The sequence below is a fragment of the Bradyrhizobium sp. USDA 4501 genome, assembly GCF_054062115.1.
On the sequence record NZ_JBSSEX010000001.1, the window covers coordinates 2980791 to 2997333 of the forward strand.

The following is a 16543-nucleotide window of genomic DNA, read 5'->3' on the forward strand; positions in this document are numbered from 1 at the left end:
CGACGCTCCCTTCGCGCGCCACGACAGGCGGCGTCACATCCTGTTCACAGCGCCATCTGGCGGCTGATCTCGGCGGGATCGAGGCTTGCGCGGTCGCAGGCATATTTCACCGCACCCCGGTCCATCACGGCAAAACTGTCGCCGAGTTCGCAGGCAAAGTCGAGATATTGTTCGACCAGCACGATGGCGATGTTGCCGAGATTGCGCAGATAGGAGATGGCGCGGCCGATATCCTTGATGATCGAGGGCTGGATGCCCTCGGTCGGCTCGTCGAGCAGCAGGAGCTTTGGCCGCATCACCAGCGCGCGGCCGATCGCAAGCTGCTGCTGCTGGCCGCCGGAAAGGTCGCCGCCGCGGCGGCCCAGCATGGTCTCCAACACCGGAAACAGCGAGAACACGTCGTTGGGAATGTTGCGGTCTTCGCGCTTCAGCGGACCGAATCCGGTCTTGAGGTTTTCCTCCACCGTCAGCAGCGGAAAGATCTCGCGGCCCTGTGGCACGAAGCCGATGCCGCGCCGCGCCCGCTCATAGGGCTTTAGCGCGGTGATGTCCTTGCCGTCGAAATTGATCGTGCCGGAAGCGATCGGATACTGGCCGACCATGGCGCGCAGCAGCGAAGTCTTGCCGACGCCGTTGCGGCCGAGCACACAGGTGACCTTGCCCGGTTCGGCGGTCAGCGACACGCCGCGCAGCGCCTGCGCCGCACCGTAATAGAGATTGATGTTGTCGATCTTCAGCATCGCCCTAGCGCCCCAGATACACTTCGACCACCCGCTCGTTCGACGACACCTGGTCAATCGAACCTTCGGCGAGCACCGAGCCCTCATGCAGGCAGGTCACCTTGACGCCAAGCTCGCGCACGAAGGTCATGTCGTGCTCGACCACCATGATGGTGTGGTTCCTGTTGATCTCCTTGAGGAGCTCGGCCGTGAGATGGGTCTCGACATCGGTCATGCCGGCGACCGGCTCGTCGACCAGCAGCACCTTCGGGTCCTGCGCCAGCAGCATGCCGATCTCGAGCCACTGCTTCTGGCCGTGCGACAGGCTGCCGGCGAGGCGGTTGCGCGCATCGGTCAGGCGGATGGTCTCGAGCACCTTGTCGATGCGCTCGGACTCGGCCTTGCTGCCGCGCCAGAACAGCGTGCCGCGCACGGAATGATCGACATTGAGCGCGAGCAGGAGATTGTCCTGCACGGTCTGGCTCTCGAACACCGTCGGCTTCTGGAATTTGCGGCCGATGCCGAGCTCGGCGATACGGGTCTCGTCGAGGCGGGTCAGGTCGACGGTGCCGTCGAACAGCACGGTGCCCTCGTCCGGCTTGGTCTTGCCGGTGATGATGTCCATCATCGTGGTCTTGCCGGCGCCGTTCGGGCCGATGATGGCCCGCATCTCGCCGGGTTCGAGCGCCAGCGACAGATTGTTGATGGCGTGGAAGCCGTCGAACGAGACATGCACGCCGTCGAGGTAGAGCATGGCCGAGGTGGCGCGGGTGTCCATGACGTTCATCTGCCTACTCCGCCGGGTTCGGTGCGCCGATGCCGTCTTCGCGCGCGGCACTCTCGGCGTCGGGTGAGTTGCGCCGCGCTTTCAGCGGCTCCCACCAGGCGTTGAAGGTACCGACGATGCCCTTGGGCAACAGCAGCGTGACCAGGATGAACAGCGCGCCCAGCATGAACAGCCAGTACGGTGCAAGCGGCCCCGAGGTGAAGAACGTCTTGGCATAGTTGACGACGACGGCGCCGAGCGCCGCGCCGATCAGCGTGCCGCGGCCGCCGACCGCGACCCAGATCACCGCCTCGATCGAGTTGGCGGGCGCGAACTCGCTGGGATTGATGATGCCGACCTGCGGCACGTACAGCGCACCGGCGACGCCGGCCATGCAGGCCGACAGCGTGAACACGAACAGCTTGTAGGATTCGACACGATAGCCAAGGAAACGGGTCCGGCTTTCGGCGTCACGTACTGCGATCAGGACCTTGCCGAGCTTCGAGGTCACGATCGCGCGGCAGATCAGGAACGCGATGATCAGCGCAAGGCAGCTCAGCAGGAACAGCGCCGCGCGGGTGCCTTCGGCCTGCACGTTGAAGCCGATGATGTCCTTGAAGTCGGTCAGCCCGTTATTGCCGCCGAAGCCGAAATCGTTGCGGAAGAACGCCAGCAGCAGCGCATAGGTCATCGCCTGCGTGATGATCGACAGATACACGCCGGTGACGCGCGAGCGGAAGGCGAGCCAGCCGAAGCAGAAGGCGAGCAGACCCGGCACCAGCAGCACCATCAGTGCGGCGAACCAGAACTGGTCGAAGCCGTACCAGTACCAGGGCAGCTTGCTCCAGTTCAGGAACACCATGAAGTCGGGCAGGATCGGATTGCCGTAGACGCCGCGGCTGCCGATCTGGCGCATCAGGTACATCCCCATCGCGTAGCCGCCCAGCGCGAAGAACGCACCGTGGCCGAGCGAGAGGATGCCGCAATAGCCCCAGATCAGATCGATCGAGAGCGCGAGGATGGCGTAGCAGACATATTTGCCCCACAGCGCGACCAGATAGGTCGGCACCTGGAACATCGAGCCCTGCGGCAGCAGCAGGTTCGATAGCGGGATCAGCACGCCGATCGCGGCGACGATCAGGACGAACGCGGTCGCCGCGCGGTCGAGCGAACGGGTGAGGATGTGCGGCGTCATGCTTCCACCGCCCGACCCTTGAGCGCGAACAGGCCGCGCGGCCGCTTCTGGATGAACAGGATGATCAGCACCAGGATCGCGATCTTGCCGAGCACCGCGCCCGCGACAGGCTCGAGGAACTTGTTGGCGATGCCGAGCGTGAAGGCGCCGACCAAGGTGCCCCAGAGATTGCCGACGCCACCGAACACCACGACCATGAAGCTGTCGATGATGTAGCTCTGGCCGAGATTCGGGCTGACATTGTCGATCTGCGACAGCGCCACGCCGGCAATGCCGGCGATCCCCGAGCCGAGGCCGAAGGTCAGCGCGTCGACGCGCGAGGTGGCGATCCCCATCGAGGCCGCCATGCGGCGGTTCTGGGTCACCGCGCGCATCTCCAGGCCAAGCGCGGTGTAGCGCAGCATCGCCAGCAGGATGGCAAACACCGCGAGCGTGAAGCAGAGGATCCACAGCCGGTTATAGGTGATGGTGATCTGGCCGAGCTCAAAGGCACCGCTCATCCAGGAGGGGTTGCCGACCTCGCGGTTGGTCGGGCCGAACGCGGTGCGCACCGCCTGCTGCAACACCAGCGACAGGCCCCAGGTCGCGAGCAGCGTCTCCAGCGGACGGCCGTAGAGGAAGCGGATGATGGTGCGTTCGATCACGACACCGATCAAGCCGGCGACCAGGAAGGCGAGCGGCACCGCGATCAGCAGCGAATAGTCGAACAGCGCAGGATAGCGGCTGCGGATCACCTCCTGCACCACGAAGGTGGTGTAGGCCCCGAGCATCACCATCTCGCCATGCGCCATGTTGATGACGCCCATCACGCCGAAGGTGATGGCAAGCCCGATCGCGGCGAGCAGCAGCACCGAGCCGAGCGACAGGCCGTACCAGGCATTCTGCACCATCGACCACATCGCCAGATTGCTCTGGATCGAGGACACCGCACTCGCGGCCGCGTTGGCGACCAGCGGTGGCTGGTCGGCGCCGAGGCCGGTGAGCAGCGCCAGCGCCTCCTGATCGCCGCGCGCCTTGACCACGGCGACGGCGTCGAGCTTGTCGCTGTCGGATGCGTCCGACTTGAACAGGATGATGGCGGCGCGCGCCTCGGCGAAGGCCTGCTTGACCGACTTGACGTTCTCCTTGGCGAGCGCAGCCTCCACCGTCGGCAGCAAATTCTCCTCGTGGCTCTTGAACACCGACTGCGCGGCGGCGAGGCGTTTGGCCGGATCCGGCGACAGCAGCGTCAGGCCGCCGAGCGCAGCCTCCACGGTGCGGCGCAGGCGGTTGTTGAGGCGGACGGCGGCGGCGTTGTCGGGCAGCTTGTCGACCGCAGCACCGGTGGTGGCGTCGACAATCTTGCCGTCGGTCCGCGTGATGAAGACCTTCTTGCTGTCGGGATCGGCCGAGAGCCGGCCGTCCTGCAGCGCGCTGATGATGGGCGAGGCCAGCACATTGCCCGACGCGGCGACCTCGCCGATCGCCGCCTCGGTGTCGGAGAACTCGTCATTGGCGAATTTGGCGACTGAATCCTCGAACGGACCAGCCAGCGCCGGCACTGTGAGGCAGCTCAGCAGCAGGATCGAGAGAAACAGCGCACGAAAACGATCAATACAATTGGCGAACACGTCAGTACCCCGGCAGGAGTGTGAGGAGAAGGCGGCGAGCTGTGCCGCCTTCTCCAGGTTCTTGGATGGTTGCGTTGTGTCGTTGTTCAGGTCAGGAGCTCAGGAGCCCTGTTGTCAGGAACCCTGGCCGCCGCACTTGTTGGTCTTGGTGTTGAAGTTGCCGCACTTCTTGCCGACCCAATCGCCGATCAGGTCCTTGGAGCCCTCGAGCTCCTTCGACCAGGCGTCGCCGGCCACCAGGCCCGGGGTCTTCCAGACCACGTCGAACTGGCCGTTGCCCTTGATCTCGCCGATGAACACCGGCTTGGTGATGTGGTGGTTCGGCAGCATCTGCGACACGCCGCCGGTCAGGTTCGGCGCCTCGATGCCGGGAAGCGCATCGATCACCTTGTCCGGATCGGTCGACTTCACCTTCTCGACCGCCTTCACCCACATGTTGAAGCCGATGTAGTGCGCTTCCATCGGATCGTTGGTCACGCGCTTCGGGTTCTTGGTGTAGGCCTGCCACTCCTTGATGAACTTCTCGTTCGCCGGGGTCTTGATCGACTCGAAGTAGTTCCAGGCGGCGAGATGGCCGAGCAGCGGCTTGGTGTCGATGCCGGCGAGCTCTTCCTCGCCGACCGAGAACGCGACCACCGGGATCTCGGTCGCCTTGATACCCTGGTTGCCGAGTTCCTTGTAGAACGGAACGTTGGCGTCGCCGTTGATGGTGGAGACCACCGCGGTCTTCTTGCCGGCCGAGCCGAACTTCTTGATGTCGGCCACGATCGTCTGCCAGTCGGAGTGACCGAACGGCGTGTAGTTGATCATGATGTCGTCCTGGGCGACGCCCTTCGACTTCAGATAGGCTTCCAGGATCTTGTTGGTGGTGCGCGGATAGACGTAGTCGGTGCCGGCCAGCACCCAGCGCTTCACCTTCTCTTCCTTCATCAGATAGTCGACCGCCGGGATCGCCTGCTGGTTCGGCGCCGCGCCGGTGTAGAACACGTTGCGCTCGGACTCCTCGCCCTCATACTGTACCGGGTAGAACAGGATGTTGTTCAGCTCCTTGAACACCGGGAGCACGGATTTGCGCGACACCGAGGTCCAGCAGCCGAACACGACCGCGACCTTGTCCTTGGTGATCAGCTCGCGGGCCTTTTCGGCGAACAGCGGCCAGTTCGAAGCGGGGTCGACCACGACGGGCTCGAGCTTCTTGCCGAGCACGCCGCCCTTCTTGTTCTGCTCGTCGATCAGGAAAAGGATCGTGTCCTTCAGCGTGGTTTCGCTGATGGCCATGGTGCCCGACAGCGAGTGAAGGATGCCAACCTTGATGGTGTCGTCGGCCGCTTGCGCGGGCGCGAGGGACGAGGACGCAGCCAGACCCAAAACCAGGCCGGCCGTCGCCGCGAGCGCGCGGCGGCGGGTCATCGTCGTTATTTTGTGAGAAAGCTGAGTAAGCATGAAATGTCGTCTCCCTGACGCAGGCGTGGAACGCTGCGAACGGCCGCTTGGCCGCCTGCGGTTAAGGGAATCGCAAGAACTGTGCCACGGTGCGCAGCCCCTGTAAGCCGATGAACCGGTTAGATAATTTCATCGGTTCCGGGCAAATACGGAAGCCGACTGCTCAATCATTGAGCCGCCAACTTGACTGCCGAAAGAGCAATCAGATTATTCTGTAGGCAAAATCGCCGCGTTGGCTAAATTTCCGGCATCGATTTGTGACAGTTTGCGCGATGGTTCAGCGAACTCCGGGCACCAAAGACGGCAATCTCATCTTGAAACCGCCCAGTTCCTGGTCCATATCCTCGCCATGCCCGCGAGAGTCGCGGTGCCTTCGCGAGCTGCGTGTTCAAGCTGCCCCAAGCGGCTTCTGGCTCGCCTTTCAGCTAACCCAGCTTGACGCCCCAGACACGCGGGTGTCCCCGAATGCCTTCACACGCTTCCGGCCGATATGGGCCGGGACGACGACGGCTTTTATGGAAAGAACCACCTTTTGACCTCCTTTCAGGATTTCGGCCTCGCCGATCCCATCGCCCGCGCGCTCCGAGAAGAAAATTATCTCACGCCGACCCCCATCCAGGCCCAGACCATCCCGCTAGCCCTTGCCGGCCGCGACGTCGTCGGCATCGCCCAGACCGGTACCGGCAAGACCGCCTCCTTCGCGCTGCCGATCCTGCACCGGCTGCTCGAGAACCGCGTCCGCCCGCAGCCCAAGAGCTGCCGCGTGCTGGTGCTCTCGCCGACCCGCGAACTGTCCGGGCAGATCCTCGACAGTTTCAACACCTATGGCCGCCACATCCGGCTGTCCTCGGCGCTCGCCATCGGCGGCGTGCCGATGGGCCGCCAGGTCCGCTCCCTGATGCAGGGCGTCGAGGTGCTGGTCGCCACCCCCGGCCGCCTGCTCGATCTCGTGCAGAGCAACGGGCTGAAGCTCAACCAGGTCGAGTTCCTGGTGCTCGATGAAGCCGACCGCATGCTCGACATGGGGTTCATCAACGACATCCGGAAAATCATCGCCAAGCTGCCGATCCGGCGCCAGACGCTGTTCTTCTCGGCCACCATGCCCAAGGACATCGCCGAGCTCGCCGAGGCGATGCTGCGCGACCCGGCCCGCGTGGCGGTGACGCCGGTGGCCTCGACGGTGGATCGCATCGCCCAGCGCGCGATCCAGGTCGATTTCGCGGCCAAGCCGACGGTTCTCGCCCAGTTGCTGAAGCAGGAGCCGGTCAACCGCGCCCTGGTCTTCACCCGCACCAAGCACGGCGCCGACAAGGTGGTGAAAAGCCTTGCCAAGGCCGGCATCGAGGCCAATGCGATCCACGGCAACAAGTCGCAGAACCACCGCGAGCGCACGCTGGCGGCGTTCCGTTCCGGCGAGATCCGCACGCTGGTGGCGACCGATATCGCCGCCCGCGGCATCGACGTCGACGGCGTCAGCCACGTGGTGAATTTCGACCTGCCCAATATCCCGGAGACCTACGTCCACCGCATCGGCCGCACGGCGCGCGCCGGCGCCGACGGCGTCGCGATCTCGCTGATCGCCGGTGCCGAGGAGATGGGCTATCTGCGCGATATCGAGCGGCTGATCCGGATTACCGTGCCGCGGGAAGACCGCCGCACGCAAGGCAGCTCCTCTGGCGGCCGCGAGGCCGCCGGGCCGGCGCAGGCCACCCACCCGCACCGGGGCGGCCGCTCTGCGCCCCGTGCGCACAATGTCCGTGGGAATGAGGCCGCTCCGGGCGCAAAAGGCCCTCGCCGCCGCCGCCGTCGAGGTGGTAATAATGGCGCGCCGCAGACGAGCCGGGGCGAGTCGCCGCGTCCGTCGCAGGCCGGCAACAGCGAAGGCATTCAGGGCGTCGCCTTCTTGCATCGCGAGAGCCGGCCGAATCCGCAATCCAACCGCAACAACCGACCGAAGCACTAGCCGTCGCTCGATCTGGAGAAACATATGGCTAAGGAAGAGCTGATCCAGTTCGAAGGACTGGTGACCGAAATCCTCCCCGACGCTCGTTACCGGGTGCAACTCGATGCCGGGCACGAGATCGTCGCCTACACCGCCGGCAAGATGAAGAAAAACCGCATCAAGACGCTGGCCGGCGACCGCGTTACGATCGAAATGTCGCCCTACGATCTCGAAAAGGGGCGCCTGATCTTCCGGCACAAGGACGAACGTCCGAGCGGCGCGCCCGGCGGCCCGCCGCGGGGCGGAGCCCAGCGCGGCGGCCAGTTCCGCCGCCGATAAGCGGGGTATTGCAACCGCTGCGGGCATGACGTCCTGATGTCCTGCGCACAATTGGCCGGCGGCTGCGCCGGCCAAAAAATCGCGCACGTCAGGATTGTTTTCAGGATTGTTTTGAAGCCTTCTATCGAATAATATCCTACCCATCGATTTTCGGCCGGACGACATTAGCCAATACCGGTACAGCCGGTTCAGACGCTGACGACCCTTCCAAAAATTCGATCTCACCACCCCGCCGATCAGCGGGTCTTGAACTTGTATATCTGAGAAGGGACTACCCACGTGAGCATGGGAACCGTGAAGTGGTTTAACGCGACCAAGGGCTACGGCTTCATCCAGCCGGATGAAGGCGGGAACGACGTGTTCGTGCACATCAGTGCAGTCGAGCGCGCCGGCCTTGGCACTCTGCGTGAAGGCCAGAAGATCTCCTACGAGATCGTGGCTGACCGCCGTTCCGGCAAATCCTCGGCCGACAATCTGCGCGCCGCCGGATAAGCCGATCTCCCGGGAGCGCGAAGCTCCAGGAAATTGTCGCTAAAGCATCAAGGGCCGCACCTTCGGGTGCGGCCCTTTTTGTCTGGATTGCCAACCGGCGTCCGCGTCGTTCGAAAGCTCTAATAGGTCGAGCAGGTCGTCGGCATGGTGGCGGACGTCGGGGCGTAGAACACGCAAACCGACTGCCGCGGCCTTGTGAAGGCGACATCGGTGAGATTGATGCCGCTCTTGGCCATCACATAGCCGACCGTCGGAACGTATTTGTAGCTGACTTCGCTGAAGATCAGATAGGTGCCCGCAACCAGCAGCGCCGCCGGAACGACGCTGGTCACGACATCACCCTGGCTGCGGCTCGAGGCCGTCAATGTGGCCTGCGTGGCGCCCGTGGCCATCACCCCCGCCTTGCTCCACTGGATCCGCGCGACCTTCGAGGCATCGACGTAGATCTCCGACAAGGTGACCTTGGTCGGCGTCGGATCGTACGGCGTCATGATGCCCACGCTGGCACTGAAGAAGTTCTGCAGGTCGGCATCCACCACCTGCGTCGACTGCGAGGTCAGGTCCGACGCGGCGCGCGCCATAAGCGTGACCTTGCGGTCGACCGCGACACCGGATGAAAACTCGACGGTGCCGAAGAACAGCACCAGCATCAGCGGCAGGACGAAAGCGAACTCGACGGCGGCAAGGCCCCGGCGGTCATTGCACAGGGCCGCGACGGAGCGCAGCAAGGCCGCTGCCTGGGTTTTCATGACGTTGCTCATGAGCATGTCGCCCCGGCAGTCCCGGATGGCTCATTCTTGAATGTCGCGGTCGCGGTCAGCAGCCGCTTGCCATTGGCGAGGTTGGCGACATTGAAGCCAAGCTTGGTGACGAACAGCGGCCACTGATAGAACAGCCGGACCACCACGACGTCGCCGTCCTTGCCGGGACACCATTTCATGGCCGGAATGAATGCGTTGTTGGAATCGATTGGAGGCGCGATGTTGACGCTGCTGAAGCCCGTCGCCGCGGGGTAGCTGCGCACGTCGACCGATATGCCATTGGCGCAATCGAACAGCGGGTTGACCTGGCCGCAGACGTAGTTCTTGAACTGCTGCTGGGTATAGCTTGCGCCCTGCGCCTGACCGGTCATGATCATGCGCGCAGAATCCTGCGTCACCGTCTCCAGCACCTGGCTCGCGAAAGAAGATCATCGCCACTTCGATGATCGCAAACAGCAGTCCGAAAAACAGCGGCGCGACCATCGCGAATTCGACCGCGGTCGCGCCACGGCGGTTTCTGCGAAAGCGATGGAGGAGGCGCGTGAAAAAATGAGCGGGTAGCGGCATCAACGACCCCGGATCAACATGGCGGCAACAACTACCCAAGACTCATTGTCGAAGTATTTCGCCGGATCGAGACAGGGCCACCCGATCCGTCAGGCCTTTCTTAACCATGTCGGATGAACCGCCTGCGGCAGGCGGCTGCCCCGGCGTGCGAAGCGCCGGCGCGGACACGCGCTAGTTCTGCGGCTTCGCGGCCGCGCCCGAGCCGGAGGCCTGGCTGTTGAGCGAGCCGGCCTGGTCCATGGTCGACTTGAAGTAGGTCTCGCCGTCGCCGAGGGTGATGCGACGCTGGCAGACCGGCATGCAGCTGTAGGTCTCGCGATCGACGCCGCGATAGACGGTGACAAGCTGGTCGGTCGGACCTTCGACCTGGATCTGGCGATCCACCAGCACCTGGCCGGTGCGGTCGAGTGCGATGAAGTTGGTCGCGCCGTAGCCCTTGCCGGTCACGACGACAACGCCGCCATTCTGCAGGGTGACGTCGGCGATCAGCGGGTTGCCGACCACGATGGTGGAAATGCCGCCGGGCAGCTTGACGAGCTTGGCCTGATCGACATTGACCGCAATCCGGTCCGGATCCGGCGCGGCCGTTGCGAATGCGGGCCACAGCAGAACGGCTGCGGCCAGCGAGATGAATCCAATGCGCGCGACGGCGCCAATACGCTGGAATTGAAACGACATACCTTACCCCGGGACGTTAACAAGCCGGCAAAAGCGATACGCAGCGGACCGGCGCCCGACGCAGGCAAATCTGACGGCAATTCATTTAAGAAGAGCAAAAATCGACCGCTGAATTGCGCGGATGTCACGACTTCTGGAACGGATCGACCAACGGCCCGGTGATCCCGCGGAAAAATGCCCCCGCGGACCGCCGCCTAGCCGGCACCACGCACATGCACCACCACGCGATCGTCGGCGTAGAGGCGCTGCCATCCATCGATGTGATCGAGAAACTTGGAGGCGGGCGTTGCCGGATCGAGCATCACCGCATCGATTCTGTAGGTCTTGAGCAGGTCGAGGAAGCCGTTGACGTCCGTGAGCTGGAGCGCACGGTAATACGCCATCTCGAATTTCTCGCCGTAAAGCTCGGCACGGCCGTCGACGAACACCGGCACCTGGCGCCAGATCAGATAGCCGCCGAACTGCAGATCATTGAGCACGCGCTGCACGTTGTGCGCCTTCAGCGCGTCGACGGCGGCAGCGGGCGAATGGATCGACGGCGGCGACATGTCCCGACGCGCCGCGATGAACCAGGTCGCGGCGCAGAGCACGGCGATCAGCATCACGGCCGGCGTGGCCTTCAGCCGGACCACGCTTGCGGCACGCAGGCCGAACTGGGTTGCCACCGGCGTCAGCACAGCCAGCGGCAACAGCAGGGCGAAGAGCTCGAGATTCCTGACATGGGATAGCGCCATGTGCAGCAGGCCCAGCGCCAGGGCGATCCGCGGCAGCGGCAGCTTCACCCCGCAATAGAGCGCCCCGCCGATCAGGCCGAGAATGGCCAGCTCGAACGCATCGACGTGGCTGAAACTCGCCGGCATCCACTCCGTGATGAGATGCAGCAGTTCACCGAGGCTGAGAATCCTGAGCGAGGCGAGGATCGTCCCCCAGCCATAGGGCGTCACGCTGCACGCGGCCACCGCGCCGAGGCCGAATGCGGCCCAGCGCAGCGCCAGCGGCAATCTTTGCGCCGGCGCGGCGTTCCACAGCGCATCGAGCGCGAAGGCGCCGGCCAGCACCAGGCCAAACAGAAAGCCGCCATGCAGATTGGCCCAGAGCGCGATCAGCGGCAGCAGCCAGAACGAGGGGGCCTCGCGGCGTTCGCTGGCGAACATCAGGCCGTTCGCCCAGACTATCATGATCGGCAGCGCAAGCACATGCGGACGGGCCAGCAGATGCCCGCATGTCAGCACCAGCGCCGCCAGCGCAATCAGGCTCGCATGGATTGCCGGCAGCGCGCGGCCGAGGATGGCGGTGAGCAGCACGAAGGTGGCGGCACCGCAGGCCGCGGCCAGCACCGCAGGCCCGGTCCACCCGGCAAGGTCGTAGGCCTTCGCGAACAGGACCTGCGCCAGCCACGACGACGACACCCAAGGCTCACCCGCTTTGGTGAAGGAATAGATATCGACCGACGGCAATGCGCGGTGGTCGAGGATCCACCGACCGACGGTAATCTGCCAGTAGGTGTCGGAATCGGCGAGCAGCCTGTCGCCGACGACCAGCAGCAACGCATAGACGCCGCACGCCATCCAGAACCAGGCCGGGACTTCGGCGAACACCGAGGCCCGCGCCTGTGGGATGGTTGCGGTCTCAGCACTCATGCGCGCGCAGTCCGGTCAATGACGGAACGGATAGGCCAGCTGTCCGCCGATTTCGGCCGGCACGCCCTGCTCTGCGTCGACGCCGTAATCATCCGGAAGCTTGCCTTCGGGCATGCGGAATGTCCCGAAGAGAATGTCCCAGAGCGGAAACGTGCCGGCGAAATTGGTGTCGCCACCCTCCTCGAGCGCGGTGTGATGCCAGCGATGGAACACCGGCGTGGCGATCACATATTTGAACGGGCCGAGCGTCCAGTTCAGGTTGGCGTGCACGAAGGCGGAATGGAATGTGGTGAAGGGACCGACCCACAGCATGATGTTCGGCGAGATGCCGGCCATCAGCAGGATCACGTCGACCGAGATCGTGCCGATCAGCAGATTGACGGGATGGAAGCGCGCCGCCGAGATCCATTCGAGATCCTCGGAGGAATGATGAATGGCGTGGTACTTCCAGAAGCCGCCGCCGTGAAACATCCGGTGCAGCCAGTACAGCATGAAGTCGGAAGCGACCAGGAAGATGATCGATTGCAGCCAGAGCGGCAGCTGCGCCAGCGGGCCGTGTCCGTTCTCGTAGAACGAGATCAGCTCGTCGGCACCGTGCACATCGAACACCGCGGCCGCGCCCACCACCAGCAGCCCGATCCGCAGCACGCGGGCGAATACCGGCACGAAGAACCAGTAGCAGATGTCCGTGACCAGCTCGCGCTTCTGCCACCACGGCTTGCCGGGATTGCAGGCCCAGAAGTGGGTCAGCACCGTGAAGAACAGCGCGAGGCCGATCGTGATCGGCACCACCCTCATCATCGTCTGGCCGAGCATCTCGATGACTTCGATCGGGAGGGTGGACATGGCAGCCTCATACTACGGAAGCCCCATGGGTATAGATGTGCGCTTAAGGAGCCGTGAATAGGCGCCGGATGTCTGGTCGCAGCAACAATCCGCAATTTTAGCGGACCGTTTAATGCCAAATTTACTGTGCGCAACATCAGCGGGTTCCCGCAGAGTTTATGCGATCAAATTAACTGCGCCGAAATCGTCCAACACTAGGGTGCCGCAATGGTCACGGTGCTGAGAACGCCGGCGAGACCAAATCTAGTTCGACCAGCCACGTGTACACAGGAGTGATTTTATGAAGAACCTCGTTTCGCGCTTCGTGAAGGACGAATCGGGCGCGACCGCCATCGAGTACGGCCTGATCGCCACCGGTATCGCCATCGCGATCATCGCTGCAGTCAACGGCGTCGGCACGAAGCTCTCGGGTACCTTCAACTCGATCTCGGGCTCGCTGAAGTAAGCCGGCTTCGACGAATTCGCATCAAAGGTCCCGGCAATCCCGGGACCTTTGCTATTTGTCGGGGGCCGATCGGCAGCCTCTGTTGAAGGTGCCGGTAATCCTTTTCCGATTGTTCACCATTGGCCGCTAGCGTCGGGTCTCGACCGCAGCTCCAGCTTGACGGCATGAATTCATGATCCTCGACATCGCACGCTTGATGCTGTTTCCGGCCCTGATGGCCTTTGCGGCGGCGAGCGATCTCCTGACCATGACGATCCCGAACCGGATTTCGCTGGCGCTGGTGGCGGGCTTCTTTGTCCTGGCGCCGCTGACCGGGATGGGCGTCCACGAGATCCTCACCCATGCCGGCGCAGGCGCGCTGGTTCTGGTGGTGGCGTTCGGCATGTTCGCGATGGGCTGGGTCGGCGGCGGAGACGCCAAGGTCGCGGCCGCGGCCAGCCTGTGGTTCGGGTTCGAGCACCTGCTGCCCTATCTGGTCTTTGCCTCGCTGTTCGGCGGTGCGCTGACCGTGCTCTTGCTGCAGCTGCGGCAATGGCCATTGCCCTACCCGCTCGCGTCCCAGGCCTGGCTCAGCCGCCTGCACGACAAGCAGACCGGAATTCCCTACGGCATCGCACTCGCTCTCGGCGCCCTCCTGATTTATCCCGAGACGGACTGGATCAAGACGATCGATCTCGCGCACTTCGCCATGCGCTGAGAAAGCAGCGGTAACCGCCCGTTAAGGCGATTTAGATACGCCTCATTAACCATGCTTTGACGAATAGCTGGTCAACTCCCATCACGGCGGCGGCAGCGTCGCGGCGTCATGTGGAAAGTGAAGCGTAATGGATAAGGCCCGCATTCTGGTCCTGGCAATTGCAGGCTGCGCCGGCCTTGCGGCGCTTTATTTGGCGAGCGGAAGCGACGACAAGCCGGCGGCTCCTCCGCCAGTTGCGCAGCTGCCGACCGTCGACATCCTGGTCGCGCGCTCCGACATCGGCCTCGGCCAGGCAGTGAAGGCCGAAGACCTGCAGTGGCAGACCTGGCCGGCGGCGACCGCCAGCGCCAGCTTCATGCGCAAGGACAGCCACGCCGACGCCATCAAGGACGTCACCGGCTCGATCGCGCGCGCCCCGTTCATCCAGGGCGAGCCGATCCGCGAGCAGAAGCTCGTCAAGGCCGACGGAAGCGGCTTCATGGCCGCGATCCTGCCGACGGGCATGCGGGCGGTATCGACCGAAATCTCTCCCGAGACCGGTGCCGGCGGCTTCATCCTGCCGAACGACCGGGTCGACGTCCTGCTGTCGAAGCGGGACAAGAATCCCGACCGCAACGGCGCCGACATCGTCAATTCCGAGGTCATCCTGACCAATATCCGCGTCCTTGCGATCGACCAGGCGCCGAAGGAGAAGGACGGCACCAACGCACTGATCGGCAAGACAGTGACGCTGGAGCTGAAGCCTGACCAGACCGAGACGCTGGCGCGGGCGCGCCAGAGCGGCGTCCTGTCGCTGGCGCTGCGCAGCATCGCCGATAACAACGGGACCGACGTCAGGATCGAGGACAACCACCAGAGACGCGGTGAGACGATCAACGTCATCCGCTTTGGCGTTGCCAACCAGGCAACGATGCAGAAGTGACCATGAGGACACAGGTGATGAAGGGCGGGGCAACTCAACGGACGATGCGGGCCTTCATGGTCCGCGCATTGTCGTTCTCGGCCGTCGCGGCGCTCACGCTCAACCCGGCACTGACGCCGGTGGTGGCGGGCGACTACCGCGCCGCTCCCGCCGCGGCCGACGGCCAGATGAATGCCCGCTTCCTCTCACTCGGCGTCGGCAAATCGGTGGTGATCGATCTGCCGAGGGACATCAAGGACGTGCTGGTCGCCGATCCCAAGATCGCCAATGCCGTGGTCCGCTCGGCGCAACGCGCCTACATCATCGGCGCGACGGTCGGCCAGACCAACATCGTGTTCTTCGACGCCGCCGGCCAGCAGATCGCGGCCTATGACATCGCGGTCAAGCGCGACCTCAACGGCGTGCGCGCGGCCCTGCGTGCAGCGCTGCCGAACGCCGATATCCAGATCGAGGGTGTCGGCGAGGGCGTCATGCTGACCGGAAGCGCGGCGAGCCCGATCGAAGCGCAGCAGGCCGGCGAGATCGCCACGCGGCTGGTCGGCAGCGCCGACAAGGTTGTGAACTCCATCACGGTTCGCGGCCGCGACCAGGTGATGCTGAAGGTGACGGTCGCCGAAGTCTCGCGCAGCCTGATCAAGCAGCTCGGCATCGACCTCACCGCGAACCTCAACTACGGCACCACCGTGGTGAAGTTCACCAACAACAACCCGTTCACGGCGAACAACGCACCGCTGGTGCCCGGCAACGCCCTCACCACTTCGTTCGGCGCGGCCCCATCGGTGTCGGCGACGCTCCGCGCCATGGAAAGCGCAGGCGTGGTGCGGACACTCGCCGAGCCGAACCTGACCGCGATCTCCGGCGAATCGGCGACCTTCATCTCGGGCGGCGAGTTTCCAATTCCGACCGGCGTGACCTGTCAGACGACGACGGGAGGCGCGATCGGGAATTGCGTTCAGACCGTCAGCTTCAAGAAGTTCGGCATTTCGCTCAACTTCACGCCCGTGGTGCTGACCGAGGGACGGATCAGCCTGCGCGTGATGACGGAAGTGTCGGAAGTCTCGACCGAGAATTCGCTGACCGGCGGCGCCGGCGGAACGACGATCCCCTCGATCAAGACCCGGCGCGCCGAGACCACGCTGGAAATTCCTTCGGGCGGCTCGATGGCGATGGCCGGCCTGATCCAGGACCAGACCAAGCAGGCGATCAACGGCCTTCCCGGGCTGGCGTCGCTGCCGGTGCTCGGAACGCTGTTCCGCAGCCGGGACTTCGTCAACAACCAGACCGAAATGATGGTGCTGGTGACGCCCTATGTCGTTCGCGCGGTGGCGCAGAAGGACCTGTCGCGTCCGGATGACGGCTTCGCCAACGCGTCCGACCCGCAGGCCGACCTGCTCGGCAGCATCAATCGCGTCTACGGCGTGCCCGGCCGCACCGAGCCGGCGCGGAATTACCGCGGCACTTACGGCTTCATTACGGACTGA

16 protein-coding genes and 1 pseudogene are annotated in these 16543 nt (G+C 64.2%); 7 read left to right on the forward strand and 10 right to left on the reverse strand.

What is annotated here, in order from left to right; all coding sequences use genetic code 11:
* Nucleotides 1–44: 44 nt before the first annotated feature.
* The 5 genes from urtE to urtA all read right to left on the reverse strand — a co-directional run bounded on the left by urtE (nt 45) and on the right by urtA (nt 5700).
* On the reverse strand, nt 45–740 hold the full coding sequence (gene urtE, locus ACVWZM_RS13660) for an urea ABC transporter ATP-binding subunit UrtE (protein ID WP_057016124.1): 696 nt from the start codon (nt 738–740) through the stop codon (nt 45–47).
* Nucleotides 741–744: 4 nt separating this feature from the next.
* Nucleotides 745–1506, reverse strand: a complete 762-nt coding sequence (gene urtD, locus ACVWZM_RS13665; RefSeq protein WP_016842654.1) for an urea ABC transporter ATP-binding protein UrtD — start codon at nt 1504–1506, stop codon at nt 745–747.
* 4 nt (nt 1507–1510) lie between these two features.
* Nucleotides 1511–2680: an urea ABC transporter permease subunit UrtC gene (gene urtC, locus ACVWZM_RS13670; RefSeq protein WP_310882011.1), complete on the reverse strand. Its 1170-nt coding sequence runs from the start codon at nt 2678–2680 to the stop codon at nt 1511–1513.
* The gene (gene urtB / locus ACVWZM_RS13675) at nt 2677–4275 is read right to left on the reverse strand and encodes an urea ABC transporter permease subunit UrtB (protein ID WP_371852090.1); all 1599 of its coding nucleotides are present in this window, start codon (nt 4273–4275) and stop codon (nt 2677–2679) included. The genes urtC and urtB overlap by 4 nt, the downstream gene beginning before the upstream one ends.
* A gap of 129 nt (nt 4276–4404) precedes the next feature.
* A complete protein-coding gene (gene urtA, locus ACVWZM_RS13680; protein WP_371852088.1) occupies nt 4405–5700 on the reverse strand; it encodes an urea ABC transporter substrate-binding protein in 1296 nt (431 codons plus the stop codon).
* Nucleotides 5701–6223: 523 nt separating this feature from the next.
* Here urtA and ACVWZM_RS13685 point away from each other — a divergent pair.
* The 3 genes from ACVWZM_RS13685 to ACVWZM_RS13695 all read left to right on the forward strand — a co-directional run bounded on the left by ACVWZM_RS13685 (nt 6224) and on the right by ACVWZM_RS13695 (nt 8506).
* Nucleotides 6224–7696: a DEAD/DEAH box helicase gene (locus ACVWZM_RS13685; RefSeq protein ID WP_433994794.1), complete on the forward strand. Its 1473-nt coding sequence runs from the start codon at nt 6224–6226 to the stop codon at nt 7694–7696.
* 24 nt (nt 7697–7720) lie between these two features.
* Entirely contained in the window at nt 7721–8014 is a 294-nt protein-coding gene (gene infA, locus ACVWZM_RS13690; protein ID WP_016842649.1) for a translation initiation factor IF-1, read from the forward strand.
* Between the two features lie 279 nt (nt 8015–8293).
* Complete coding sequence (locus ACVWZM_RS13695) at nt 8294–8506, forward strand: cold-shock protein (protein ID WP_016842648.1); 213 nt, start codon at nt 8294–8296, stop codon at nt 8504–8506.
* Between the two features lie 119 nt (nt 8507–8625).
* On the opposite strand, the gene ACVWZM_RS13700 is transcribed toward ACVWZM_RS13695, so the two are convergent.
* The 5 genes and pseudogenes from ACVWZM_RS13700 to ACVWZM_RS13720 all read right to left on the reverse strand — a co-directional run bounded on the left by ACVWZM_RS13700 (nt 8626) and on the right by ACVWZM_RS13720 (nt 12998).
* The gene (locus ACVWZM_RS13700; RefSeq protein WP_168858009.1) at nt 8626–9255 is read right to left on the reverse strand and encodes a TadE/TadG family type IV pilus assembly protein; all 630 of its coding nucleotides are present in this window, start codon (nt 9253–9255) and stop codon (nt 8626–8628) included.
* 8 nt (nt 9256–9263) lie between these two features.
* A pseudogene (locus ACVWZM_RS13705) lies at nt 9264–9834 on the reverse strand (TadE/TadG family type IV pilus assembly protein).
* Between the two features lie 171 nt (nt 9835–10005).
* On the reverse strand, nt 10006–10512 hold the full coding sequence (locus tag ACVWZM_RS13710) for a pilus assembly protein N-terminal domain-containing protein (protein WP_057016118.1): 507 nt from the start codon (nt 10510–10512) through the stop codon (nt 10006–10008).
* A 194-nt stretch (nt 10513–10706) separates the two neighbouring features.
* Entirely contained in the window at nt 10707–12152 is a 1446-nt protein-coding gene (locus tag ACVWZM_RS13715) for a hypothetical protein (protein ID WP_456853531.1), read from the reverse strand.
* Between the two features lie 15 nt (nt 12153–12167).
* A complete protein-coding gene (locus ACVWZM_RS13720) occupies nt 12168–12998 on the reverse strand; it encodes a sterol desaturase family protein (RefSeq protein ID WP_026192176.1) in 831 nt (276 codons plus the stop codon).
* 280 nt (nt 12999–13278) lie between these two features.
* On the opposite strand from ACVWZM_RS13720, the gene ACVWZM_RS13725 reads away from it, so the two are divergent.
* From ACVWZM_RS13725 to ACVWZM_RS13740, 4 genes are all read left to right on the forward strand, one after another.
* Nucleotides 13279–13443 (forward strand): Flp family type IVb pilin, encoded by a 165-nt coding sequence (locus ACVWZM_RS13725; RefSeq protein ID WP_016842642.1) that lies wholly within the window; start codon nt 13279–13281, stop codon nt 13441–13443.
* Nucleotides 13444–13615: 172 nt separating this feature from the next.
* The gene (locus ACVWZM_RS13730; RefSeq protein WP_028334676.1) at nt 13616–14140 is read left to right on the forward strand and encodes an A24 family peptidase; all 525 of its coding nucleotides are present in this window, start codon (nt 13616–13618) and stop codon (nt 14138–14140) included.
* A 127-nt stretch (nt 14141–14267) separates the two neighbouring features.
* Entirely contained in the window at nt 14268–15062 is a 795-nt protein-coding gene (cpaB, locus tag ACVWZM_RS13735) for a Flp pilus assembly protein CpaB (protein ID WP_076824885.1), read from the forward strand.
* A gap of 2 nt (nt 15063–15064) precedes the next feature.
* Nucleotides 15065–16543, forward strand: coding sequence for a type II and III secretion system protein family protein (locus tag ACVWZM_RS13740; RefSeq protein ID WP_141341582.1), 1479 nt, complete (start codon nt 15065–15067; stop codon nt 16541–16543).

Excerpts from the sequence above, each read along its gene's own strand:
- urtE (WP_057016124.1), bottom strand. The coding sequence starts at position 740 with ATGCTGAAGATCGACAACATCAATCTCTATTACGGTGCGGCGCAGGCG.
- urtD (WP_016842654.1), bottom strand. The coding sequence starts at position 1,506 with ATGAACGTCATGGACACCCGCGCCACCTCGGCCATGCTCTACCTCGAC.
- urtC (WP_310882011.1), bottom strand. The coding sequence starts at position 2,680 with ATGACGCCGCACATCCTCACCCGTTCGCTCGACCGCGCGGCGACCGCG.
- urtA (WP_371852088.1), bottom strand. The coding sequence starts at position 5,700 with ATGACCCGCCGCCGCGCGCTCGCGGCGACGGCCGGCCTGGTTTTGGGT.
- ACVWZM_RS13685 (WP_433994794.1), top strand. The coding sequence starts at position 6,224 with ATGGGCCGGGACGACGACGGCTTTTATGGAAAGAACCACCTTTTGACC.
- infA (WP_016842649.1), top strand. The coding sequence starts at position 7,721 with ATGGCTAAGGAAGAGCTGATCCAGTTCGAAGGACTGGTGACCGAAATC.
- ACVWZM_RS13700 (WP_168858009.1), bottom strand. The coding sequence starts at position 9,255 with ATGAAAACCCAGGCAGCGGCCTTGCTGCGCTCCGTCGCGGCCCTGTGC.
- ACVWZM_RS13710 (WP_057016118.1), bottom strand. The coding sequence starts at position 10,512 with ATGTCGTTTCAATTCCAGCGTATTGGCGCCGTCGCGCGCATTGGATTC.
- ACVWZM_RS13715 (WP_456853531.1), bottom strand. The coding sequence starts at position 12,152 with ATGAGTGCTGAGACCGCAACCATCCCACAGGCGCGGGCCTCGGTGTTC.
- ACVWZM_RS13720 (WP_026192176.1), bottom strand. The coding sequence starts at position 12,998 with ATGTCCACCCTCCCGATCGAAGTCATCGAGATGCTCGGCCAGACGATG.
- ACVWZM_RS13725 (WP_016842642.1), top strand. The coding sequence starts at position 13,279 with ATGAAGAACCTCGTTTCGCGCTTCGTGAAGGACGAATCGGGCGCGACC.
- ACVWZM_RS13730 (WP_028334676.1), top strand. The coding sequence starts at position 13,616 with ATGATCCTCGACATCGCACGCTTGATGCTGTTTCCGGCCCTGATGGCC.
- cpaB (WP_076824885.1), top strand. The coding sequence starts at position 14,268 with ATGGATAAGGCCCGCATTCTGGTCCTGGCAATTGCAGGCTGCGCCGGC.
- ACVWZM_RS13740 (WP_141341582.1), top strand. The coding sequence starts at position 15,065 with ATGAGGACACAGGTGATGAAGGGCGGGGCAACTCAACGGACGATGCGG.